This is a genomic window from Pseudoalteromonas sp. B160 (assembly GCF_037162485.1).
Lineage (GTDB): Bacteria > Pseudomonadota > Gammaproteobacteria > Enterobacterales > Alteromonadaceae > Pseudoalteromonas > Pseudoalteromonas rhizosphaerae.
In genome coordinates, this window is sequence record NZ_JARLUX010000001.1 from 2,046,950 (window position 1) to 2,068,725 (window position 21,776).

20 protein-coding genes and 4 pseudogenes are annotated in these 21,776 nt (G+C 41.6%); 12 read left to right on the forward strand and 12 right to left on the reverse strand.

Annotated features, from left to right (window positions below):
- Window positions 1-107: 107 nt before the first annotated feature.
- From P4S61_RS09470 to P4S61_RS09480, 3 genes and pseudogenes are all read left to right on the forward strand, one after another.
- Window positions 108-2,398, forward strand: a pseudogene (locus P4S61_RS09470) (penicillin acylase family protein).
- A 308-nt stretch (window positions 2,399-2,706) separates the two neighbouring features.
- Window positions 2,707-4,239 carry a bifunctional GNAT family N-acetyltransferase/carbon-nitrogen hydrolase family protein gene (locus tag P4S61_RS09475; protein ID WP_145239976.1) on the forward strand — a complete coding sequence of 511 codons (1,533 nt, stop codon included), beginning with the start codon at window positions 2,707-2,709 and terminating at the stop codon, window positions 4,237-4,239.
- Window positions 4,239-4,556: a DMT family transporter gene (locus tag P4S61_RS09480; protein WP_087531228.1), complete on the forward strand. Its 318-nt coding sequence runs from the start codon at window positions 4,239-4,241 to the stop codon at window positions 4,554-4,556. Before P4S61_RS09475 ends, P4S61_RS09480 begins: the two co-directional genes overlap by 1 nt.
- Before the next feature lie 56 nt (window positions 4,557-4,612).
- On the opposite strand, the pseudogene P4S61_RS09485 reads toward P4S61_RS09480, so the two are convergent.
- Window positions 4,613-5,493, reverse strand: a pseudogene (locus tag P4S61_RS09485) (multidrug transporter).
- A gap of 273 nt (window positions 5,494-5,766) precedes the next feature.
- On the opposite strand from P4S61_RS09485, the pseudogene P4S61_RS09490 reads away from it, so the two are divergent.
- Window positions 5,767-6,151, forward strand: a pseudogene (locus tag P4S61_RS09490) (MAPEG family protein).
- 235 nt (window positions 6,152-6,386) lie between these two features.
- Here the strand turns inward: P4S61_RS09490 and P4S61_RS09495 are convergent.
- From P4S61_RS09495 to P4S61_RS09505, 3 genes are all read right to left on the reverse strand, one after another.
- Window positions 6,387-7,598, reverse strand: coding sequence for a M56 family metallopeptidase (locus P4S61_RS09495; protein ID WP_337118193.1), 1,212 nt, complete (start codon window positions 7,596-7,598; stop codon window positions 6,387-6,389).
- Window positions 7,599-7,607: 9 nt separating this feature from the next.
- Window positions 7,608-7,982: a BlaI/MecI/CopY family transcriptional regulator gene (locus tag P4S61_RS09500; RefSeq protein ID WP_145239968.1), complete on the reverse strand. Its 375-nt coding sequence runs from the start codon at window positions 7,980-7,982 to the stop codon at window positions 7,608-7,610.
- An 81-nt stretch (window positions 7,983-8,063) separates the two neighbouring features.
- On the reverse strand, window positions 8,064-8,756 hold the full coding sequence (locus tag P4S61_RS09505) for a pseudouridine synthase (RefSeq protein WP_145239966.1): 693 nt from the start codon (window positions 8,754-8,756) through the stop codon (window positions 8,064-8,066).
- 85 nt (window positions 8,757-8,841) lie between these two features.
- On the opposite strand from P4S61_RS09505, the gene P4S61_RS09510 reads away from it, so the two are divergent.
- Both P4S61_RS09510 and P4S61_RS09515 read left to right on the forward strand, forming a co-directional pair.
- Complete coding sequence (locus P4S61_RS09510; RefSeq protein WP_145239964.1) at window positions 8,842-9,147, forward strand: DUF6482 family protein; 306 nt, start codon at window positions 8,842-8,844, stop codon at window positions 9,145-9,147.
- 46 nt (window positions 9,148-9,193) lie between these two features.
- Window positions 9,194-9,604, forward strand: coding sequence for a GNAT family N-acetyltransferase (locus tag P4S61_RS09515; protein ID WP_145239962.1), 411 nt, complete (start codon window positions 9,194-9,196; stop codon window positions 9,602-9,604).
- Here P4S61_RS09515 and P4S61_RS09520 read toward each other — a convergent pair.
- The 8 genes and pseudogenes from P4S61_RS09520 to lptM form a co-directional block, all read right to left on the reverse strand.
- Window positions 9,597-9,952 (reverse strand): annotated as a pseudogene (locus tag P4S61_RS09520) (HopJ type III effector protein). The gene P4S61_RS09515 and the pseudogene P4S61_RS09520 sit on opposite strands and share 8 nt — an antisense overlap.
- 8 nt (window positions 9,953-9,960) lie before the next feature.
- Entirely contained in the window at window positions 9,961-11,073 is a 1,113-nt protein-coding gene (locus P4S61_RS09525; protein WP_145239958.1) for a retroviral-like aspartic protease family protein, read from the reverse strand.
- Window positions 11,074-11,090: 17 nt separating this feature from the next.
- Window positions 11,091-11,804 carry an HAD-IA family hydrolase gene (locus P4S61_RS09530; protein WP_149982187.1) on the reverse strand — a complete coding sequence of 238 codons (714 nt, stop codon included), beginning with the start codon at window positions 11,802-11,804 and terminating at the stop codon, window positions 11,091-11,093.
- 12 nt (window positions 11,805-11,816) lie between these two features.
- On the reverse strand, window positions 11,817-12,782 hold the full coding sequence (locus P4S61_RS09535; RefSeq protein WP_145239954.1) for a tyrosine recombinase XerC: 966 nt from the start codon (window positions 12,780-12,782) through the stop codon (window positions 11,817-11,819).
- Window positions 12,779-13,411 carry a DUF484 family protein gene (locus tag P4S61_RS09540; RefSeq protein ID WP_145239952.1) on the reverse strand — a complete coding sequence of 211 codons (633 nt, stop codon included), beginning with the start codon at window positions 13,409-13,411 and terminating at the stop codon, window positions 12,779-12,781. Before P4S61_RS09540 ends, P4S61_RS09535 begins: the two co-directional genes overlap by 4 nt.
- Window positions 13,408-14,238 carry a diaminopimelate epimerase gene (gene dapF / locus P4S61_RS09545; protein WP_145239950.1) on the reverse strand — a complete coding sequence of 277 codons (831 nt, stop codon included), beginning with the start codon at window positions 14,236-14,238 and terminating at the stop codon, window positions 13,408-13,410. Before dapF ends, P4S61_RS09540 begins: the two co-directional genes overlap by 4 nt.
- 62 nt (window positions 14,239-14,300) lie before the next feature.
- Window positions 14,301-15,554, reverse strand: a complete 1,254-nt coding sequence (gene lysA, locus P4S61_RS09550) for a diaminopimelate decarboxylase (protein WP_149982184.1) — start codon at window positions 15,552-15,554, stop codon at window positions 14,301-14,303.
- Window positions 15,554-15,748, reverse strand: coding sequence for an LPS translocon maturation chaperone LptM (gene lptM / locus P4S61_RS09555; protein WP_149982183.1), 195 nt, complete (start codon window positions 15,746-15,748; stop codon window positions 15,554-15,556). Before lptM ends, lysA begins: the two co-directional genes overlap by 1 nt.
- A 148-nt stretch (window positions 15,749-15,896) precedes the next feature.
- Between lptM and cyaY the strand changes: the two genes are divergently transcribed.
- The 6 genes from cyaY to P4S61_RS09585 all read left to right on the forward strand — a co-directional run bounded on the left by cyaY (window position 15,897) and on the right by P4S61_RS09585 (window position 21,774).
- Window positions 15,897-16,220, forward strand: coding sequence for an iron donor protein CyaY (gene cyaY, locus P4S61_RS09560; protein WP_145239944.1), 324 nt, complete (start codon window positions 15,897-15,899; stop codon window positions 16,218-16,220).
- The gene (locus P4S61_RS09565) at window positions 16,217-16,873 is read left to right on the forward strand and encodes an alpha/beta hydrolase (protein WP_149982182.1); all 657 of its coding nucleotides are present in this window, start codon (window positions 16,217-16,219) and stop codon (window positions 16,871-16,873) included. Before cyaY ends, P4S61_RS09565 begins: the two co-directional genes overlap by 4 nt.
- A gap of 25 nt (window positions 16,874-16,898) precedes the next feature.
- Window positions 16,899-17,801, forward strand: a complete 903-nt coding sequence (locus tag P4S61_RS09570) for a DUF2914 domain-containing protein (protein ID WP_337118194.1) — start codon at window positions 16,899-16,901, stop codon at window positions 17,799-17,801.
- A gap of 62 nt (window positions 17,802-17,863) precedes the next feature.
- Complete coding sequence (hemC, locus tag P4S61_RS09575; protein ID WP_149982317.1) at window positions 17,864-18,802, forward strand: hydroxymethylbilane synthase; 939 nt, start codon at window positions 17,864-17,866, stop codon at window positions 18,800-18,802.
- A complete protein-coding gene (locus tag P4S61_RS09580) occupies window positions 18,803-20,668 on the forward strand; it encodes a uroporphyrinogen-III C-methyltransferase (protein WP_337118195.1) in 1,866 nt (621 codons plus the stop codon).
- Window positions 20,665-21,774 (forward strand): heme biosynthesis HemY N-terminal domain-containing protein, encoded by a 1,110-nt coding sequence (locus tag P4S61_RS09585; RefSeq protein ID WP_182757909.1) that lies wholly within the window; start codon window positions 20,665-20,667, stop codon window positions 21,772-21,774. The genes P4S61_RS09580 and P4S61_RS09585 overlap by 4 nt, the downstream gene beginning before the upstream one ends.
- Window positions 21,775-21,776 lie beyond the last annotated feature (2 nt).

Consider the following 21,776-nt stretch of genomic DNA (forward strand, 5'->3'; position numbering starts at 1 on the left):
CTGGTTGTTGCTACAGTGATTTATTTTATCTAAAAACGAACTAAGCGCATTATTTTTCATAAAACTATGGTTATGATAGAGCTAATTAAGAGTGAAAGGACTGGTTCATGTTTAAAATTATCAAGTGGTTGGTGTTAGCAATCGTAATTTTAGGATTGGCTGCAACAGCAGTTATTTATGGTGTACTGTCAATTAGCTTACCGGCGCTTGATGGTAATGGGCGTAGTAACCACGTCAGCCAAGCGGTAAAAATCTCCCGAGACCAACTGGGTCAAGCAGTTATTTCAGCTGAGAACCGCCTTGATGCTGCGTATGGTTTAGGTTTCGCACATGGTCAAGACCGATTTTTTCAAATGGATTTGTTGCGCCGTAATGCTGCAGGTGAGTTGAGTGAACTGTTTGGTAAAGCAGCATTAGGTTTGGATAAAAAATGCGCTTCCACCAGTTACGAAAACGCAGCGCTGCGATTGTTGAGCAATTGCCTCAAGCAGATCAAGCATTATTAACAAGTTATGCCGCTGGCGTTAACGAAGGCTTAGCACAGGTAGGTTTTAGCAGTTTTGAATATTTACTAACAGGCGCTGAGCAAAAGCCTTGGCGCAGTGAAGACAGTTTGTTAGTGATTTACAGTATGTACTTAGATTTACAAACGGCGACCTTTGAACGTGACCAAGCGTTAATTCAAATTGCCGATATTTATGGCCCAGAAATGGTCAGTTTTTTAACTCAACCCAGTCAATATCAAGCGGCTTTAGATGGCAGCACACTCGCACCTTATAATTTAACTATTCCTGAATTTCCTAAGCAAACCTTACAAGCTTTACTCAGGATTGATGCAAATCAAGAACGTGGTAGTAATAACTGGGCGGTGACTGGGCAGTTAACTACCACAGGTGCTGGGATGCTGTCGGATGATATGCACTTGTCGATGGCGGTGCCGGTTATTTGGTATCGTGCGCAACTTAACTATGCAATGTCAGGAAAAGTGAGCCAAGTGACAGGGGTTTCCTTGCCTGGCGCACCAGCAATTGTGGTGGGAACTAATAACAATATTGCGTGGGGATTTACTAATGGTTACCTCGATACTGCCGATTGGGTAGCATTAACTGATAACAGTAAAACATGGCAAGAAGTTGAGCAAATAGCACTACCCGATGGGTCAATTGAAGAATATAAGCTGACATTGAGTGAGTATGGTCCAGTGCGAGAAATAAATGGCAAGCCTTATGCGCTTAGCTGGGTTGGCCATCAACCTTATGCAGTCGATATGGATTTATTGAAATTAGAACAAGCAACAACTGTCGATGACGCGCTGCTGATTGCCAGTGAAGTGGGTATTCCAGTACAAAACTTAATGGTGGTAGATAGCCAAGGCAATGCGGGTTGGAAAAATATGGGAGCCATTCCAGGGCGTATTAAGCCCAGTGAACTAGCTGTTCAGGAAAATGACTACTCAACACTTTGGCAGCATAATGAACAGCAAAGGCCGGAAGTTAAAAATCCTGTTGATGGCCGTTTATGGACTGGGAACTCTCGCGTTGTATCGGCTTTGGATGACCAGCGTTTTGGTAATGGTGGTTATGCCTTGGGAGCACGATCTAGTCAAATTCGTGATAGATTGTATGAAAAGCAACATTTTAATGAAGCTAATTTTAACCAGTTGCAGCATGATAATCAGGCGCGCTTTTTACAACCGTGGCATAGCTTATTGCTGCAACAGCTTAATAGAAATAGTTCGGCTAATCAGCAGTACATAAAAGAGTTAGAGAACTGGCAAGGTTGCGCCTGTGCAACGTCAATAGGCTACACGCTGGTTAGGCGTTATCGTGATGAAGTTATCAATAGTGTATTTACGGCTATGCAAGCAAATTTACAGGCTCAGGGCGGTTCATTAAAGTATGTTAAACGTGATTTAGAGCCGGCAATATGGCAGCTTATTGAACAGCAACCAGATAGCTGGTTAAATCCACAATTTGCTGATTGGGATGCACAATTAACTGATTCATTTAGTCAAGTTGTCAGTAATTTAAGTAAAGAGTTTGGCAGTAACTTAAAAGGTTGGCAGTGGGGGACAGTTAATGAATTGGTTATTGAGCATCCATTCGTACAGCAAATACCACAACTAAGTAAATTATTAAATATGCCGACAGCGCCAGGATTTGGCGACAGTTATATGCCAGCAGTGCAGGGGCGTAGTTTTGGTGCGTCACAGCGATTTATTGCTCAACCTGGGCATTTAGAAAACGCCATAATGGCCATTCCTGGTGGCCAGTCAGGTCATCCACTATCGCCATTTTATCGCGCAGGATTTGATGACTACGTAGCTGCAAAACCAACGCCGCTATTACCGCAAACACTAATGCATGAGATCACAATATTACCTGCAAATGAGCTTTAAATGAGTAAAGCCACCTTGTTTTGAGGTAGTGGCCGCTTGATTTCGGCCATTACTTTTACTCTTATAAAGTGCAATTAACCTAAGCTTTAGGTCGAAAACCGCTAAACCAGCGTTAATGTTAGCTGAGCAAAGAGGTGTAAAACTAAAAATTTATACCTACTTATACTTACTTCAACACTGTTGTTGGTGCTATCTTAAAAATAAACCAGCGCTAGGTATGCTGCACTAAGCAAGCGTTCAGAGCTGATCACGTATTATGCGCGTATTGAACTATCAAATTTAATGTCCTACGCCTAAAGGAGTTGTGTATGTCGGCAGAAAAAACCCATCTTGAGATTTGTAATTTAACTAAAGAGCAGTATCCACAAGTAAAAACTTTGATGGATCAGGCTTATCCAGATTTAGGTGGTGCATGGCCAAGCCATACTATATTTAGACTGATTGACCAGTTCCCTGAAGGGCAGTTGGGCATGGTGGATGATGGCGTGCTGGTAGGGATTGCGTTGAGTGTGCAAGTTGATTACACGCGCTTTTCTAATCCGCACACCTATGAAGATATTGTTGACGGCCATGACCGGGTATTTAGTGACCCCGATGGTGATGCGCTGTATGGCTTAGATGTGGTTATTTCGCCTACTCATCGTGGTATGCGTTTAGGGCGCAGGCTTTATGATGCGCGTAAAGAATTATGTCGTCAGTATAATCTGCGGGCTATTTTGGCGGGCGGACGTATTCCGCGTTATTACAATCATAGCAGTGACATGAGTCCAACAGAATATATTGCCAAAGTCGATCATAAAGAGCTGTATGATCCAATTTTAAGTTTTCAATTGTCGAATGATTTCCAGGTTAAACGCTTACTTAAAAAGTATTTACCGGAAGATCAAAATTCGGTGGGTTATGCCACGCTACTTGAGTGGAATAACATTATGTTTGAACCGACCGACACGGTACTTGAATCAACGAAGTCGATAGTGCGAGTAGGCGCAGTGCAATGGCAAATGCGCAGTGTTGAGTCGGTTGAAGAAATGCTCACGCAGGTCGAATATTTTGTAGACACAGTGTCTGATTACAAAAGTGATTTTATTCTTTTTCCGGAGTTTTTTAATGCGCCACTAATGGGGCTTACAGAGCAAAGAAATCAGACCGAGGCTATTCGTTATTTAGCCGAATACACGGAGACTTTTCGTGATGCGATGTCGCGTATGGCGATTGAGTATAATGCGAATATTATCACCGGCTCAATGCCGCTTGCTGAAGGCGATAAAATCTATAATGTCAGTTATTTATGCCATCGCAGTGGTAAAATTGACGAACAACGTAAAATTCATATCACGCCTCATGAACAAAATGACTGGGTGATTCAAGGTGGTGACAAAATTGCGGTATTTGATACTGATGCTGGACGCGTGGGTATTCAAATTTGTTACGATGTTGAATTTCCTGAATTGTCACGTATTTTAGCAAAACAAGGTCTCGATATTCTGTTTGTGCCATTTTGGACCGACACCAAAAATAGTTATTTACGAGTACGCCACTGCGCGCAGGCGCGGGCCATTGAAAACGAATGCTACGTGGTTATTGCCGGATCGGTAGGTAACTTACCAGAAGTTGAAAGTCTTGATGTGCAGTATTCACAATCAGCGGTATTAACACCGTCTGATTTTTCGTTCCCTCATGATGCTACGCTTAATGAAGCAACCCCCAATACTGAAATGCTGTTATTTAGTGATTTAGATATGGATAAATTAAAAGTTCTGCACAGTGAAGGCACGGTGCGTAACTTAAAAGATCGTCGTGAAGATCTGTACGATGTAATATTGAAAAAGAGAGAAAATTAATGGCGTGGATTTATTTAATTATTGCAGGCTTGCTGGAAATTGGCTGGCCTGTAGGATTAAAAATGTCGCAAGAGGGTGAAAATCGCTGGTTAGGTATTGGCATTGCAGTGGCGTTTATGGTCGCCAGTGGTTTTATGTTATGGCTGGCACAGCGTGATATTTCGATGGGGACTTCCTACGCTGTGTGGACAGGTATTGGCGCGGCAGGAACATTTTTAGTAGGGATACTATTTTATAATGATGCAGCAACATTCGGCCGTATTGCCGGTGTATTAATGATTATTAGCGGCGTTATCACATTGAAAATCAGCCATTAATTCAGTGAATTAAAAAATCGAAAGGCGGCCACGTTGCAGTGAGCCGCCTTTGTTGTTTATATCGAAGGTAACATGACTAATACTGCGGCTATAGCAATTAACACCAGCCCTGCGGTATCTTGACGTTTTAAAGGCTGCTTGAGCCATAAAACTGAGATCAAGATTGTAAAAAATACTTCTACTTGCCCTAAGGTTTTTACATAGGCAACATGCTGTAAACTCATCGCACTAAACCAACCAATCGAGCCTATGCAGCTAAAAAACTCACCGCACTGGTGGTTTTTTTATGGTTCCACATAGCGCGAAATGTTGAGCGTTCCCTTACTGTAATATAACCACATAGCATGATAGTTTGCAGGCTGATAATAAGCAGTAAAACCCATGCTGCGGAATAAGGAAACGACAGACCTGAGTTTAGGCTTGCTTCGCGTATCCATGATGAGGAAAGTGCAAATGCTGTTCCACAGGCCAAGCCTAGTAAGGCTGTTTTTAAGCTAAAGTGCTTAATGTTAGCAATTCCACTTAATAGTAATACTGCAATTGAGCCAATAAACACGCCAAGCCAGCCTAATAAAGATAGCGTCGCGCCAAAAAATAATACTCCTAGTATAGCCGCAACGAGAGCTTCACTTTTTGCAAGACCAGCACCAACAGCAAAGTTATTCATTTTAAATAACGTCACCATTAATCCTGTTGCAATAATTTGCACTATGCTCGCGCCGACAATGTAGCTAATAAAAGCTAGGTTGAAGGTGGGCAAGGGAGCATCTTGATAGAGATATAATGAAATGAGGTATGCCAAAGCAAGTGGGCTTGCAAGTATAAAGCGCGCTAAGGTGACGCCTGCAACACTCACATGCGCACTTAGTTTACTTTGTAAAGCGTTGCGCCACGACTGCATAAAAGCGGCTAAAATAGTTAAAAAGATCCAAGTCATAATGAAAAAACAGCAATTCACAGAGGCGGATAAGTTACCAGTGCCAGGGCTCTAAAGCGAACTAAGATTCCATAAAATGAAAATATCTTTGCTGCGACAATATGCCACAGCTGCAAATCCAACTTTTTGGGCTATAGTTATCGCGATGTTATTGTTAGTCGCAATGCCTTGTATTTATTTCATATAAGTCATTGCGGCTTTTTTATTACTCAAGTCAATTACGCGATCAGTTTAGCTGTGCTAAGTTAATGAAAACTATGATTAGGAGTAACGATGACGATATTACTTATTTGCGCACTACTTGCTGTACTGATGCCTTACTTTGCCAAGGCCCCCGTGGCATTTGCAATGAACAAGCTCGATGGCTACGATAATAAGCACCCAAGAGAGCAACAGTCTAAGCTCACCGGATTTGGCGCAAGGGCGCTGGCAGCACATCAAAATTGTTTTGAATCATTGGCCGTGTTTGCTGTAGCGTTAGCCACCGTGCTGGGCACCAATAATGTCCACCAAGTTACTGAGCTATTAGCCATTACTCATATTATTGCCCGCGTTCTATATTGTGCTTTTTACTATCTAAATTTAGACGTACTGCGCTCTTTATCATGGCTGGTTGGTTTAGCTGCTTGCAGTCGCTATGATTGTTGTGTGCTTGTAATACCAATCGTGTTAAGTTACTGACCATTTATAGCGACAGATAAATACATTGATAACAAGGCGTAAATTTTGACATGTAGTTGTTCTACTTGAAAAAATTATAACGCAGTTAGCGCTTTATTTAGCTCGCTAGAATGGTTAAATATTTAAGTCGATTGGTATAAGCTTTGTTTTTTAAAACGCTAAAGCAAGCGGCTTCAATAAGGCGCTTGCTTTAGGGTCTTGGTTGTTAAAATTTACTTAGCCGCAACAGTCACCTTTTCAATCAGTTCTTCTGATTTGTAATTACTGTCAATTGCAAAGTCTAACTGTACCAATACATCTTTAAAGCCTGAATTTGAAGGCTTATATTGCCATTGCATTAGCGCTTTTTTTGCCTCTTTATCGAATACTCTTTCAGGTTTGGCATTCACAACCGACACATTTTGTGTCTTTCCGGCTGGGCTAATATCGTATTTTAATACTACTGAACCGCTGATACCTTGTTCAGCTGCCTGTATCGGGTAAATAGGCTCAATACGCATGATGGGTGAAATAGCTTGCACCTTACTTATTGCTTCAGGTTGTTTTGCGATAGCAAAGCTGCTGATCATACCCGCTGCAAAAATAAGTAAAGCGCCTTTGGCAATCATTGAGCTATTGCCGGTGTGTTTGATTTGATTGAGTCGTTGTAACATCGTGTTTTTATCTCCATAGTGTGAGTAAGCTATTAACCCTGCACGGCTATTTGCTGCACAGTTGATCAGAGCTTTACTGTATAAAATGCGTTGTTGAGTAGTTTTATTGGTCAGTACTTTTTCGTCGCACGACAGCTCTTGCAAGCGTCTAAAGCTCATGTAGCCAAGCCAAGCCAGTGGATTAAACCAAATCAGCAATGTGGCCATTAATGCCAGCGCATTAAATAAATTATCGGCGCGTTTTATATGTACTTTTTCATGTTCAATGATCAGCGTTAACGCAGTGCTATCAATGTGTTGTGTATAGGCGGTTGGTAGGACTAGCTGATTACTGAATAGCCCTATAACCATTGGTGTACTAACGGCGCTACTTTGTAATAGTTGCATGTCGGGATGTGCGTCAATCAGCACTTTATCATCAAGATTGGTTAATCGTAATTGGTTGATAAACCGTAGGTGTACCACGATGGCAGTTAACGCCAGTATGCTAAATATAGCGCTATAAACTAGTACCCAACTAATACTAATCGTTGTTGAAAAACCTTGCTTGGGGCTGATCAGCATAGTGCTAATGACGTTGTTTGGCAGCGGCTTAAAATGCTCTGGCATATTTGCTAGCAGTAATGTGATTGGTAACATTAGCCATAACTTATAGACAAAGTTAGCATTGAGCCATTTTAGTGAATAGCGTTCTAAAACCAGCAAACTGAGTATCAGTAAGCTGATTAATAGTTGCTGCTCAAGAAGCCAGTTAAAGGTGTTTTCTAACATATTAAGCCCTTACTTTTGCTGTTTTTCCCAGTCATCAATCACCTTTTTAAGTTCGTTGATGTCTTGTTGAGAAAGTTGCTCAGATTTAGCAAAACCGCTGACTAACGGCGCGATACGGCCACTAAAAAAACGCTCAATAAAATTTTGACTTTCTTTTAGCGTGTATTCAGCGCGTTCCATGCAAGGAGTGTAAATATACTGGCGGCCATCTTTTTCAAAGCTGAGTGCGCCTTTTTTTACTAACCGACCGAGTAAGGTTTTAATGGTTTTTTCGTGCCATTGTTTATCATCGCTTAAACGCTCGATAATTTGGCTTGCTGTAGCAGGGTAGTTCAGCCAAAGTGCATCGAGCACTTCAAATTCTGCTTTTGATAATTCAATCATATATATATTGCCTACAGGTGTAATCTTTAACTTAAGATTACACCTGTAATCAAACTTTGCAACTATTTTATATAAAAATAATTAGTTTTTTAAAATGTCAGATTTATTTATTTTACGATAGGTATTTTCTGGCAGGCTTAGGGTGGCCAAATTAAGCTCGGCAATTTGTTCTCGGTAAAGATCAATCACTTTATAGCCACAGTAATGGGCCATTTTTCGGATTTGGCGATTCAGCCCTTGCTTTAAAATAATACTAAATTGGCAGTCGGCTACTTTCTCCACGGTGCATGGCAGTGTGATATGTTTATCAACAGGCACACCATTTGCCATTTTTTGGCTAAAGCCATCATTAAGCGGTTTATCAACAGTGACTAAATAACGTTTTGGCTGGTGGAAGTCAGGATGGATCAGCTGATTACAAAATTCACCATCATTAGTCAGTATTAACAGACCACGAGAATCTTTATCTAGCCTGCCAATGGGGTATACGCGGGTGTCTGTTGGTAGATGGTGAATTAAGCTGCTAGGGTCATGTTGATTGAGTTTACAATCAATTCCTACCGGTTTGTGATAGGCATAATAAACGCGCGTTGCTTTACCTTGTACGCGCGTGTTATTGACGCGTATATCGTCGTTATCATCAACGTGATCAATATGATTGGCTGGGCGGTTATTTACGCTCACCACACCTTCATCAATCAGCCGCGAGGCTTGTTTACGAGAACAAACGCCAGCATGGGCAAGGTATTTAGCTAGACGAGTTTTCTCGCTCATAAATTAAGTCGCTTCGGTTTAAATTGATCAAAGTATATCAAAGCAACGTACAGATAACTTAATCCACTGTAAAAAGGGTTTCACCATGGCGATAAAATTATCAGAACTTAAAAACCATCAGCCTTTGCAAAAAGTTATTGTTCACTCATTGGAAATGGCTTTATACCAAGTGTCGGTGATGATCAACAATGTTGAGTATTATGTAACGGATGAGCAGGGGGAGTTTATTCGTGGCTTAAGCCCATTGCATATTCAAAAACGACTCGACCACCTTAGTTATGCGCAAATGGTATTGCGTCATACCAGCGCATACGATGAAATGTGTGGCCAGAGTGAAAAAGTGGGCAGTAATATGCTTGAGGTGCCTTACGGTAAAAATCATTTATATTAACTTGTTAGTCATTTAAACTGACCTTTTAACTTGGTAAAAAGCGACCATGTATCAGTTTGAAAATGATGATTCACAGGTATTAGAACAGTTATTGCGTGAGCAAATAGTTGCTTATAATCAAGCTCACTTTGATGCACAAAGACTGCCATTGGGGTGTAAATTTGTTGATGAAAATCAGCAAGTGGTGGCGGCTGTAGCTGCTCAATTATTTGGTAACTGGTTACAAATAAATTGGCTTTGGTGTGATGAAAAAGCACGCGGTCAAGGCCTAGCTAGTAAGTTACTTAGCGCGATCGAATTAAAGGGTAAGCAGTTAGGTGCGCTGCAAGTTCAGCTTGATACTTTAGATTTTCAAGCTAAACCATTTTATGAACATCGTGGTTATGAAGTTAAATATCAACTCGATAATTATCCTCGCTCTGGCACCCGCTACTTTATGGAAAAATCACTTAGTTAGCTGTTAATGGTTCGCCATCAAAAGTAATGCCCAAGAAGGGGTTACTTCTGGTGCTAACATAAATGTGCGAATGTTCATGTGATCGTGCTCATTAGGATTGCCAAGTACATCATCACGATAAAACGCGCCAAAGCAATCTAGAGTATTTTGTTTACTTAGTTGGTTTAGTTTAGCAAAAGCAAAAATTTTACATGAGCCATTATTTTCACCAACGGCACTTTTTAAGCCGTGGTTATTGAATGCGCAGGCTGTAAAAGTATAGTTTGCTTCAATCACTGCCATCGTATCGGCAAATGCAATGGTGTGTGGCTCATTAGCCAGACGGCTTAAAAAATCGTTGAGTGTCATAGTCATCCTTATTTAGCTAACTCTAGCTGATTAGTTTGTTGATTAATATTAAATTTAAACAACTGTAAAAAATTCATGCCGAGTAATCCATACCCACTATGGTTATCAATTACCAACACTTCAAAGTTTTCAATATATTGCTGGCCAATTAAAATTGAATCAAGTTGGTAACGTTTTGCGATTACTTGGCCGTTGGCGGTATTGATGCTTAAGCTATCAATATAGTCGGGTATTGGCCGTAATGCTTGAAATACGTTATTTGGTAATACGGTAAAGCTTGCCCCGGTATCTATCATTAGTTGGGTGTTGAGCGCATCGTTGATTTGCATATCTAATAAATAGTGTGCGCCGTATGGACGTAATGGCACCAGATCAATACCGCTTTGCGCTTGTGCTATGCGTGTTTGTAATTCAGCAACTTTCGCTTGTAATGGATGCTCCAAAGGAAAGCGATCTAATGTTGCTTGCGCGCTTAGCAGGTCACCGAGATGGTAATACGCATTAGCTAGTGCGAATAAGTAATTAGGATTTTCGTTATCATAATCAAGCCACACTAAGGTTTGATTAATGGTTTTTTGCCACGCGTGCTGCTCTGTAAGCGTTTTTATTTGTGCCATGGTCAATTGTATTAAACGCATATTAATGGCTGCTTGCTGGCTTTCATTGGCAAGTGATTGCAATGATAATAACGCAACAATAGCTTGGTGTAGCTGCTGGTTTTTCACTAAACGTTCGGCATCAAGCTGTAACATATTTATATCGTATGGATAGCTATTTAAAAATAATTGCAAAAAAGTCTCAGCAACTGTGAGCTCATTATTTTTTAACCAGTTATCGAGTTTATCTAACCATAAAAAGTAAAGTTGTTCAGCTTGTAATGGCTGGCTTGTAGTTAATGCTTGGTAGCTGGCTAAGGCAGCCGTAAACTGTCGCTGATTAAATTGCTGTAGAGCTTGCTGATAGAGTGATTGCTGATTGTTTTCAACGATAACTGATGGCGACAATTTAACGGCTGCTTGTGGGGCTGTTGCTTGCTGTTGTGGCCACAATAAATAGCCATTAAGTGCCACTGATAGCAGTAGCAGCAGCGTGATAAATTTAGTAACAGCAGTCCCTTTCATTGCTCGCTCCTAGAATATTATGGCTGGCTTAAAAAGTGTTTAAGCGCTTGAATATCAGTTATTTCAATATCGGCTAAGCCTTTGTAGGCATATTTAGCTGGTTGGTCATTTAACCAAAGTGACTGACAACCCGCATTATGCGCACCTTGTACATCGGTGTCTAAACTATCACCAATGTGCAAAATGTGCTGGGTTGGGACGCCAAGCGCGGCGGCGGCCTGTTCAAACATCGTGGTATGAGGTTTAGCTTTACCGTGAATACCTGCTTGTAAAACCAGTTCAAATACACCATTTAAGTTAAAACGTTCAATTTCTACATTACCATTGGTAATAGCAATTAAGCGATAGCGTTTACTCAGTTGTGAAAGTAAATCGAGCACTTTATCATCCACTACAATTTGGCTGCGGGCATCAGCAAATGCTTGATAAGCATTATTAGCATGGTGTTCGAGCTCTGCGTTTTGATAACCGAGCTTTGCCAGTGCTGTACGCAGAGTGCTTTTGCGCCACTGCGTAACATTGTCGACTAACTCGGGGTTATCAAGTAGCGCCTGCTCACGGCACTGTTGCCAATAGTCTTTACCTTGTGCTTGCCAGTTTGGCAATGCATTTAGATAATTTATCTGTGCTTGAACGGCTGCTGTAATTATCGGATGGTTATTGTATAAGGTGTCGTCTAAGTCAAAACTCAATACGGTAAAAGGTGAAATGGCACGATTAAAGCGGATCATATAAGCTCCTTGCTAGTCGGTATTTGAACGTTTTTTAGCGCGAGGGTGCGTGTTGTCATACACTTTAGCTAAATGCTGAAAATCTAAATGGGTATACACTTGGGTGGCCGATAAACTGCTGTGACCCAATAACTCTTGTACTGCTCGCAAGTCACCCGATGATTCTAAAATATGTGATGCAAATGAATGGCGTAATTTATGTGGGTGTACTTGGCTGCTAATACCTTGTTTTATTCCCCACTCTTGCATGCGAAGTCGAACGTGACGTGCTGAAATACGGCACTTTTTGCTACTGACAAATACTGCAATTTCTTCTGGATGAGCAAATTGAGGGCGTAGTTTAAGCCATTTATTTAACGATTCTAGCGCTTTGCCTCCCACTGGTAACAGGCGTTCTTTGTTGCCCTTACCGCGGACTAATATTTCCCCCGCACTGCGATTTATATCTTGTATATTGGCACCAACTAACTCACTAATTCGTAAGCCAGACGAATACATCAGCTCCATCATCGCCTGATCGCGAACTGCAAGAGGATCATCATCGTGAATATCAAGTAACCGTGCCATTTGGTCTACATCAAGGTTTTTAGGCAGGGGTTTGGCAAACTTGGGGCCTTTGATTGCTTCTGCCGGATTATGATAATGGTTTTGTTGACTGTTATCTTTGGTCTTTAAAAACTTATACAAACTGCGAATGCAGCTGAGCTTTAAACTAATCGTACGGCCACTTAGTTGCTTGCTTCTAAGCTGCATGCTGTAACGGCGTATATGCTCACCCTGTACGCTTGACCAATCATTACACAGTTTGCTGAAATACAATGCAGCGAAGTTAAGTTGGCTGGTGTACTGGCTGATAGTGTGTGGTGAGTATTGTCTTTCGAAGCGCAGATAATCACTAAATAATAGGATTGGCGTGCGCCACTTATCGCTTAGTTTGTCACATAATTGATCAACATTTGGCGGCTGCTGCTCGCTCATGCCTGCTCTAGTTCCAATTCCAACAGTCTAAGTTGCAGTGAGCGAACAAACTCAAGTACAAATAAACTATCTTTTGCCGGTTCGAAGTGGTTTGCATCATCACTGCCAAAGGCCAAAATAGCGATAGGGTGCTGACTGTTACCAATTAAATAGAGCGCAGTTGATTGTGTAGCAGGGCTGAACAGTAAATCTCGCTCTTGCTGATTTACGCGACCCAGATAAACGCCATTATGCTCTAAGCGGTGTTCAATTAGTTGCGCAAACTTTTTATCATACTTAAGCAAGTGGCATTCATTAATCGCCGGATTAGTACAAATAATATTGCGTAAGTTTATTGCTAAAGTTTTAAAGTCGTAGTTAGTCCAAAGCTGGCGATGACACTCGCTGAACAAGCCATAAATTAGCTCATTTTCTTTTGCGTGCTTAATTAAGCTGTCAATTTTGCTTTTCAACATGGTGTTGTGTTCACGCAATTGACGCTGTTGGATGTGCACTAATGAGGTTGCGCCTTGCGCTTGCTGCAGCTCAAGTTGGGCTAATAGTGCTGGATTTTGAGCTAAAAACAATGGGTTTTGTTGTAAAAACTCACTCACTTGCTCACTAGTTACTTTGTCGTTTGAGTTACTCATAAAGCGACCTGCCCATCAAATACATGCTCTGCAGGGCCGGTCATTCGCACTGGATGGCCTTCACCTTGCCAGCGAATTTGCAAACTACCGCCCGGTAAATCGACCTGTACTGTAGTGGATAATTTACTTTGAATTTGGCCAATTACCATTGCTGCACATGCGCCTGTACCGCAGGCGAGCGTTTCGTTAACGCCACGTTCCCAAACTCGCAATTTAATATGCTCAGAATTAATCACTTGCATAAAGCCCACGTTAACGCGCTGTGGAAAACGTTCATGATTTTCAAGTAGCGGGCCTAAAGTGCTGACGTCAGCTGTCTCTATATCATCAACTTCAAGTACACAATGTGGGTTACCCATTGATACTGCACCACTAAATACGGTGTGTTCTTCTGCTCGAATAATATAAGTCAGTTCACGCTTAGTCGCTTTGAGTGGAATTTTGCTCGGTTCGAAATTAGGGTGACCCATGTTGACGGTGACTTGGCCATCTTTTTCGATGTATAAGGTTAAATTACCTGATTTGGTAGATACGGTGACTTTATGTTTATTTGTAAGGCCTTTCATCCGTACAAAACGGGCAAAACACCGAGCACCATTGCCGCATTGTTCTACTTCGTTACCGTCAGCATTAAAAATACGATAATGGAAATCAAGATCGGGAGAATAAGGCGCTTCAACCATTAATAGTTGGTCAAAGCCGATGCCGAAATGGCGATCTGCCAGTTTTTTTATTTGGTCTCGTGACAAGAAAACGTTTTGTGTAATGTTATCAATTACAACAAAATCGTTGCCTAGGCCGTGCATTTTGGAAAAATTAACTAACATAGCGCTCTAATTCGGGTTGCTCTGCGCTAATCATGCCACAGAGCAGCCTCGTTACAAAAAGTTTATGGTAAAATTTTCTCGCCTTGCCATAGACTTTCCAGAGTTTCACGCGCGCGGATCAAATGACTCTGCTCGCCATCGACCATGATCTCTGCCACACGTGGCCGTGAGTTATAATTTGAGCTCATGGTAAAGCCGTAGGCACCAGCGCTGCGCTGGGCAAGTAAATCACCTTGTTGTAAGGCTAACAGGCGATCTTTACCTAAAAAGTCACCGGTTTCACACACCGGACCGACAATATCAAAGTTGTATGTGGGTGTGTCGTCATTACGAGGCGTTACCGGCACAATTTTTTGCCATGCTTGATATAAAGCAGGGCGCAACATATCGTTCATACCGGCATCAACGATTGCAAAAAACTTATCTTGGTTTTGTTTTATAAACTCAACTTTTGTAACCAAAATACCCGCATTGGCAGCAATCGCACGGCCCGGTTCAAAAATAAGCTCTAAGTGTTGATAATCAGTTAAACGATCGGTGATATGTGCCACATATTCACTTGGATGCGGTGGCGCTTCGCCATTGTATGGTACGCCTAAACCGCCGCCAATATCTAAATGGCTGAGTTCAATACCGTTGGCTTTTAAATCGTCAATTAGAGCCAGTACTTTGTCTAGTGCTTCGAGAAATGGTTTGATTTCAGTCAGCTGTGAGCCAATGTGACAATCAACCCCGGTGATTTTTAGGCCAGGCAATGACGCAGCATACTGATAAACACTTGTTGCAGTAAGAATATCTATACCGAATTTATTTTCTTTTAAACCCGTTGAAATATACGGATGGGTTTTCGCATCGATATCAGGGTTTACACGAATTGAAATTGGCGCGACTAAATTAAGTTCACTGGCAACGTGTGAAATACGATCTAGCTCTGAGACAGACTCAACATTAAAACATTTAATCCCGAGCTTGAGTGCGTAGGCAATCTCGTCTGCTGTTTTGGCAACCCCTGAAAAAACCACTTTACTAGCGTCGCCTCCGGCCGCAATGACGCGGGCAAGCTCACCTTTAGAAACAATATCAAAACCTGAGCCCAAGCGTGCCAGCACATTTAAAACAGCAATGTTTGAATTGGCTTTTACAGCATAGCAAACTAAGTTTTTATGATTGGTCGCGGCCTGTGCAAAGGCAAGGTAATGACGCTCAAAGGTTTTGCGAGAATATATATAACAAGGCGTACCGTATTGTGCGGCGAGCTCCTTGACAGCGATGTCTTCAGCATGCAGCTGATTATTTTTATAGTCAAAAAAGTCCATTATTGGTCCTGTTTCGATTCAGTTGTTGATGACTGTGTTTGCGTAACTGGAGTTGTTACTTGTTGTGGTTTATTTGGCTCGGCTTTATCTTCTGGCAAATATAGTGGCCCGCTTTGTCCGCAGCCAGCTAAAGTGATGAGTAGTACACCAAGTGGGGAAAGTCGTTTTAATTGTTTAAGATGCATCTCTTTCATTAGATTAATCGTGTTGCTGGCTTTATAATCGCAGATTAACAGAATATCTAAAAAATGCAGCTATTCGCGGATGAATTTATTCCTGTTACACTAGCTGCATGCAATTCGTACCGAATATCTGGCTAAATGCCCGTAAAAGGAAACAATAATGACTGATCATGAATACCACCAATTAGCCGAAGCTCTTATGTTTACCATTGAAGAACAAGTGGATGACTGTGAAGCTGACTTAGACTATGAATCTGCACAAGGTATTTTGGAGATTATTTTTGCTGATCGCAGTAAAATTGTGATTAATAAGCAAGCTCCTTTGCATCAAGTATGGGTTGCGACTAAGTTTAATGGTCACCATTTTGAATTGCGTGGCGATAAGTGGATTGATAATCGCTCGGGCGCAGAATTTTGGCAGTTTATGAATGAAGCAACAACGCGTCAAGCTGGCCAAACGGTAGAATGGCAATCAGCACTATGAGTTTAGAGTTTGTAGAATACGCGGCAAAAGGCCAGCATCAAGCAACGATTATTTGGTTACATGGTTTAGGCGATTCAGGCGATGGATTTTTACCTGTCGCATCGCAACTTGCATTGCCTGATGAATTAGGTGTGCGGTTTGTGTTCCCGCATGCTCCGGTACAACCGGTCACCATAAATGGTGGTATGGCAATGCGTTCTTGGTATGATATTAAATCTATGGATCTAGACAAGCGCGCTGATGAAACTGGAGTACGCGAATCAGCGGCGAAGGTTGAGCAGTTGATTGAGCAAGAGCTTGGTAAAGGTATTCCTGCAGATAAAATAATATTGGCTGGTTTTTCTCAAGGTGGCGTTATTGCGCTACATTTAGCACCGCGTTTAACTCAGAAACTGGCAGGTGTAATGGCGCTTTCGACTTATATGTGCGTGCCAGATAAGTTAACGGCTGAAGCTAAACATACAGATTTGTCGGTATTTATGGCTCATGGTAGCCAAGATCAAGTAGTACCTTATGATGCAGGTCGTCATGCGTTTGACATACTTACAACGCATAACATGGATGTAAGTTGGCAAGATTACCCAATGGGCCATCAGCTCTGCGGGGAAGAACTAATGGCTATTCGCCACTGGTTGATCGCGCGCTTAAGTTAAATAGTGTTGAGTAGCCGAGGCTAAAATGAAACAAAAAATAGTGATCACTGCAAGTATGAGTCGAGAGGCTGCACCTATTGCGCCTGAGGTAACCTATCAATGGCATTGGCAGCGCATTGTTACCGTTACGCTACTGATGATATTTGCGTTAGTTATTTTTACTTATAGCCTGTTGAGCTCCGTAAATGCTGAGCAAAATGATCAACAACAACCCCTTGATAGCCCCGAGTCTGTTGCACAGACAAGCGAAGAAGACGCGCCTTTAACATCTTCAACAACGGTAGCAGACAATACAGAGTTTGAGGTAGTCAGCGAAGCGTCGACGCTCACTGATATTAATGCTGATGATGGTAATGATGCTAGTGTGGTGGATGATAAAAGTGAATCGCTAGAAATGGCGATGATAACTGATAGCCCAGAGCTGCAAATTGTTGATAGTAATCAGCCCGAACAAAGCCAAGCACTTGCAGCTAATACTATTGTTGCTACAAATACCAATAATGAGCCAGTAGAGAGTGACGTTAGTGCGGAGCAACCAGATAGTTTTGCTACATCCGCACATATTGCCAGCGTTGCTCTTGGTGCAAAAATTGATACCGACAAAGTAAGCCGCGCAGTATTGACCCGTGAAGTGGTTGATCGTGAACCCGTTAATGTTTTTAAAGCGGATGTGCGTTTAAATGAATTTACTGAAACAATGGCATTTTTTAGTGAGCTTAAAAATATGCAAGGGCAGACGGTCAAGCATGTTTGGCGCTATGAAAATGAAGTGCTAGATAGTATTGAGCTTGGTGTAACGTCTCCTCGGTATCGCACTTACTCTAATAAAACTATTTTACCTGAACAAGTTGGCAACTGGCGTGTTGATGTTGTTGACGAACAGGGCCATTTATTGGCACAAAAAGAATTTCGCATTTTAGCTGAGTAAGTGTTTATTCACCTTTAGGCTCAGCAAAGAAAATTAATTGGACTCCTTTTATGACTGAAAACGTGACAAAAAAACCTCAACTTATTCGTATCGCTACGCGTAAAAGTGCATTAGCACTGTGGCAGGCTGAATTTGTAAAGGCACAGCTAGAGCATTTCCATGCCGGCATTACTGTTGAGCTAGTACCAATGTCGACGCAAGGAGATATTATTCTTGATACACCACTTGCAAAAATCGGTGGCAAAGGACTATTTGTTAAAGAGCTTGAGCAGGCCATGTTAGATGGCCGTGCAGATATCGCTGTGCATTCAATGAAAGATGTACCTGTTGATTTTCCTGAAGGGTTAGCACTGCATACAATTTGTGAACGTGAAGATCCACGCGATGCATTTGTGTCAAATACCTTTGCTAACATTGCACAGCTACCACAAGGTGCTATTGTTGGTACATCAAGTTTGCGTCGTCAGTGTCAAATTCGTGAACTGCGTCCTGATTTAGAAATTCGTGATTTACGCGGTAACGTCAATACTCGCCTAGCTAAGCTTGATGATGGCCAATATGATGCGATTATTTTAGCTGCTGCTGGCTTAATTCGTTTACAGATGCATGACCGTATTAAAGCATTTATTGAACCAGAAGAATCGTTACCAGCGAATGGTCAGGGCGCTGTAGGTATTGAATGTCGTATTGATGACGAGGTTACCCAAGCGTTACTCGCACCACTTGAGCATAACGAGACACGTATTCGTGTTAATGCCGAACGTGCAATGAATCGCCGTTTAGAAGGTGGTTGCCAAGTGCCAATTGGCGCTTATGCTTTAGTTGATGGCGAGCAAGTACATTTACGTGGTTTAGTGGGCGCAATTGATGGCAGCGAAATTTTACGCGCTGAGATCAGTGGTAAAGCAATTGATGCTGAACAGCTTGGTGTGCAACTGGCTGAACAGTTACTTGCTTTAGGCGCAGATAAAATTTTAGCTGAAGTATATAGAGACGCATAAATGTCACAGATCCTGATAACTCGCCCACATGGAAAAGGCGCCGACCTTGCTGAGCAACTGTCGCAAGGGGGTTATCAGGCGACTTTATTTCCGGTTTTGAAAATTGATTACTTAACCCCAGATAATACTCAACTGACCCCTTTACTGAATGCAGATAAAATTATTTTTATCTCCCAAGATGCTGTCAAAGCATTGTTGGCACTTAAACCCGATATCAATACTAAAGCGCAATTTTATGCCGTAGGTGAACAAACGGCAGAAGCCATTTGGCAGGCATTTGGCGTACGAGCAGCCGTGCCTAAACTGCATGATTCTGAAGGACTATTGGCTTTAAAATCATTACAGCAAGTTGATGGTCTAAATATAGTGTTGGTCAAAGGTAAGGATGGCCGAGCAACGATTGCAAAAAACTTAAAGCAACGTGGGGCATTTTTAAATAATTTAGTGGTTTATCAACGAGGCCCTGTAGAAGGTAATGCAACTGACTGGCTAGACCACTGGCAAAGCCTTGATGTTAAAGGTATAGTCATAACAAGTAATGCGGCAGTTGATACGATTTTTCGTGAACTGGGCGCAAAACAATTAGAGTGGATCAGACAGTGCCAGTTTTATGTTGCCAGTGCTCGCATTAGTGAATACCTTGCGGCGCAACAGATTGACTCGGCAAATATACACATTGCTGCAGGTGCAAGCGATAGCGCTATGTTTACTTGTATTAGCGAAGGTAACATTATGAGTGAAGATACAAAGCCAACATCACAGCTTGCTGACCCTAAAGCAACGCCAAGCAGTTCAACCAAGGCGAATGCTAAGGTTGCAGACTCTGCTTCGGCAACAAAAAAAGACTTTGCTATGAAACAAGAAACGAACCAAAACAACAAACAAAAAATAAGTAAAACTGGCAGCTTAGCATTACTTATCTCGTTGATTGTGGCCTCTGGTGTTGGTTTTCAGTTTTACCAAAAACTTCATACACAACAGCAAGCAAATCTGTTAGTTAATCAGTTATCAGCTGACAACCAATTACTCGGTAAAGAGCTGCAAGCAGTGAAAGTTGCGCAGCAAACCTTGCAACAAGCGCTGTTTAATAGTGAGCAAAAAGTTGCTGCTAGCTTAGCTGAAAATGCAGATAACACGGCAAAACAATTAGCAGCCGCCTTGCAGCGTGCAGAGCAACAAACATATAGTCTTAATCCACAAGAGGTGACTAGTTTGCAGCGTATGGCTGAGTTTAAACTGTGGGCTGAGCATGATTATAATGGAGCGGCGGCAGTATTAACTCGATTAGATACGTTATTAGCAGAGCATCCAGGAACTGGCGCTATTCGCCAAGCAATATATCAAGATTTGCAAGCGCTTAGCACTGTTGAGCCGGTTGCAATAGAAGCAATTTATTTAAAGCTGCACGGTGTACTTGGGCAAGTAGATAAGCTCGTTTTCAATGCGGTGGCATTACCACAAGAAGTAGATCAAAAAGAGCAACATGTATTGAGCGAAAACGTTAGTGATTGGCAGCAAAATTTAGCTAATTCGTGGCAGCAATTTAAAGATAACTTTATTAAAATTCGCCAACGTGAAGATATCGCTATTGAACCTTTATTGACAGAGTACGAGCGTCATTTGATCCAACAGCGATTAAGTTTATATTTATCGCAAGCTCAAGATGCGCTTTTGACTAAACAAGCCAGTATTTATTTTACTGCTCTGAGTCAAGCCGAAGTATTAGTAAAAGATTATTTCCAACATGATGAAGCACTAACTAAAAGTACGCTTAAAGCGCTGCAGGAGTTGAGCAAAGAGCAGTTAAACTTTAGTCCAGCTATCACTTTGCAAAGTACTGAGCAGATCAAGGAGTGGGCAAAATGATCCGCTTAATATTGGTTATTATAGCAGTTGCTGTATTACTTGCTTTATCGCCTATGTTAATAGGTGAAGTGGGTTATGTATTAATTTCGTTTAATCAAACTACTATTGAAGGGTCTATCGTCGCTTTTTGCGCGACCATTTTGGTTATCGCGCTGGGTTTGTATTTAACTTATAAGCTTATTCGTTATATTTTGTCTTTATACAGCAATACTCGCCATCGTTTTTTTGCCCGCAGTGAAGAGCGTAAACAAGCGGCGATTGAGCAAGGTGTATGGAGCTTAATTAATGGTGATAGCGAGCAGCTAGAACTGGCATTGGGAAACAATAGCGTGGCTGATAATTGGCAAGATGTGCGCTATGCGTTACTAGCTAAAGCGGCTTTACAAAATAATAACACAAGCAAAGCGATTGGATTACTTGAGAAAATATCGCCAGCAAACCAACTAAAAGCGGCTAAACTCTGGTTAGCCAGTGGTGATTGCAGCACAGTAAGCAGTGAATTAAAAGCGTTAGCGGAAGCTAAAAAAGCCACCGCGCTGGAGCTGAAATTGTATGCCGAAGTACTTGTGCAACAGCAAAAATGGACTGCGCTTGAGCAGTTTATGCCGCGTTTACTAAGTAAAAAAGCGTTAACAGATAGCCAATGGTCGATATTATTAACCACCTACTTTATGGCACAGCCAGAATCGCAATTAACCGATAAGTATCAGCAACTATCTAAAAACGTAAAAGTAAAAGCGCATAGCTGTTACTTAGCTGCGATGGCAAAAGCTGGGCGTTTAAATGAGATTGAATTAAGTTTACTTAAAATGCTGAAAAAACCAGAGCAGCATATTGAGCTTGCACATATATTAAAAGTGTCCGCCCCTGGAGACGCATTAAAGTTACAGGCGAGTTTACAAGATACTTTAAAAAAAGAGCCGGATAATCAAGCATTGTTACTGGCACTTGCATGCTTAGCTAATGCTCATGGTGAGTATGAGCTTGCTGCTCGGGTGTTCGATAAAGCGTTAAACACAGAGAACAGCAAAGAATATTTAGTACAAGCACAGCTTAGTTATAGTAAAAGCGCACAACCACAAAAAGCACTCGACCTTTATTTGTAATT

What these genes read in the sequence shown, in the direction of transcription:
- lysA (WP_149982184.1), bottom strand. Translation starts at nt 15,554, where the DNA reads ATGGACTTTTTTGACTATAAAAATAATCAGCTGCATGCTGAAGACATC.
- P4S61_RS09480 (WP_087531228.1), top strand. Translation starts at nt 4,239, where the DNA reads ATGGCGTGGATTTATTTAATTATTGCAGGCTTGCTGGAAATTGGCTGG.
- P4S61_RS09475 (WP_145239976.1), top strand. Translation starts at nt 2,707, where the DNA reads ATGTCGGCAGAAAAAACCCATCTTGAGATTTGTAATTTAACTAAAGAG.
- dapF (WP_145239950.1), bottom strand. Translation starts at nt 14,238, where the DNA reads ATGTTAGTTAATTTTTCCAAAATGCACGGCCTAGGCAACGATTTTGTT.
- P4S61_RS09505 (WP_145239966.1), bottom strand. Translation starts at nt 8,756, where the DNA reads ATGAGCGAGAAAACTCGTCTAGCTAAATACCTTGCCCATGCTGGCGTT.
- P4S61_RS09535 (WP_145239954.1), bottom strand. Translation starts at nt 12,782, where the DNA reads ATGAGCGAGCAGCAGCCGCCAAATGTTGATCAATTATGTGACAAACTA.
- P4S61_RS09500 (WP_145239968.1), bottom strand. Translation starts at nt 7,982, where the DNA reads ATGATTGAATTATCAAAAGCAGAATTTGAAGTGCTCGATGCACTTTGG.
- P4S61_RS09570 (WP_337118194.1), top strand. Translation starts at nt 16,899, where the DNA reads ATGAAACAAAAAATAGTGATCACTGCAAGTATGAGTCGAGAGGCTGCA.
- P4S61_RS09495 (WP_337118193.1), bottom strand. Translation starts at nt 7,598, where the DNA reads ATGTTAGAAAACACCTTTAACTGGCTTCTTGAGCAGCAACTATTAATC.
- P4S61_RS09540 (WP_145239952.1), bottom strand. Translation starts at nt 13,411, where the DNA reads ATGAGTAACTCAAACGACAAAGTAACTAGTGAGCAAGTGAGTGAGTTT.
- lptM (WP_149982183.1), bottom strand. Translation starts at nt 15,748, where the DNA reads ATGAAAGAGATGCATCTTAAACAATTAAAACGACTTTCCCCACTTGGT.
- P4S61_RS09580 (WP_337118195.1), top strand. Translation starts at nt 18,803, where the DNA reads ATGTCACAGATCCTGATAACTCGCCCACATGGAAAAGGCGCCGACCTT.
- P4S61_RS09515 (WP_145239962.1), top strand. Translation starts at nt 9,194, where the DNA reads ATGTATCAGTTTGAAAATGATGATTCACAGGTATTAGAACAGTTATTG.
- cyaY (WP_145239944.1), top strand. Translation starts at nt 15,897, where the DNA reads ATGACTGATCATGAATACCACCAATTAGCCGAAGCTCTTATGTTTACC.
- P4S61_RS09530 (WP_149982187.1), bottom strand. Translation starts at nt 11,804, where the DNA reads ATGATCCGCTTTAATCGTGCCATTTCACCTTTTACCGTATTGAGTTTT.
- P4S61_RS09565 (WP_149982182.1), top strand. Translation starts at nt 16,217, where the DNA reads ATGAGTTTAGAGTTTGTAGAATACGCGGCAAAAGGCCAGCATCAAGCA.
- P4S61_RS09585 (WP_182757909.1), top strand. Translation starts at nt 20,665, where the DNA reads ATGATCCGCTTAATATTGGTTATTATAGCAGTTGCTGTATTACTTGCT.
- P4S61_RS09510 (WP_145239964.1), top strand. Translation starts at nt 8,842, where the DNA reads ATGGCGATAAAATTATCAGAACTTAAAAACCATCAGCCTTTGCAAAAA.
- P4S61_RS09525 (WP_145239958.1), bottom strand. Translation starts at nt 11,073, where the DNA reads ATGAAAGGGACTGCTGTTACTAAATTTATCACGCTGCTGCTACTGCTA.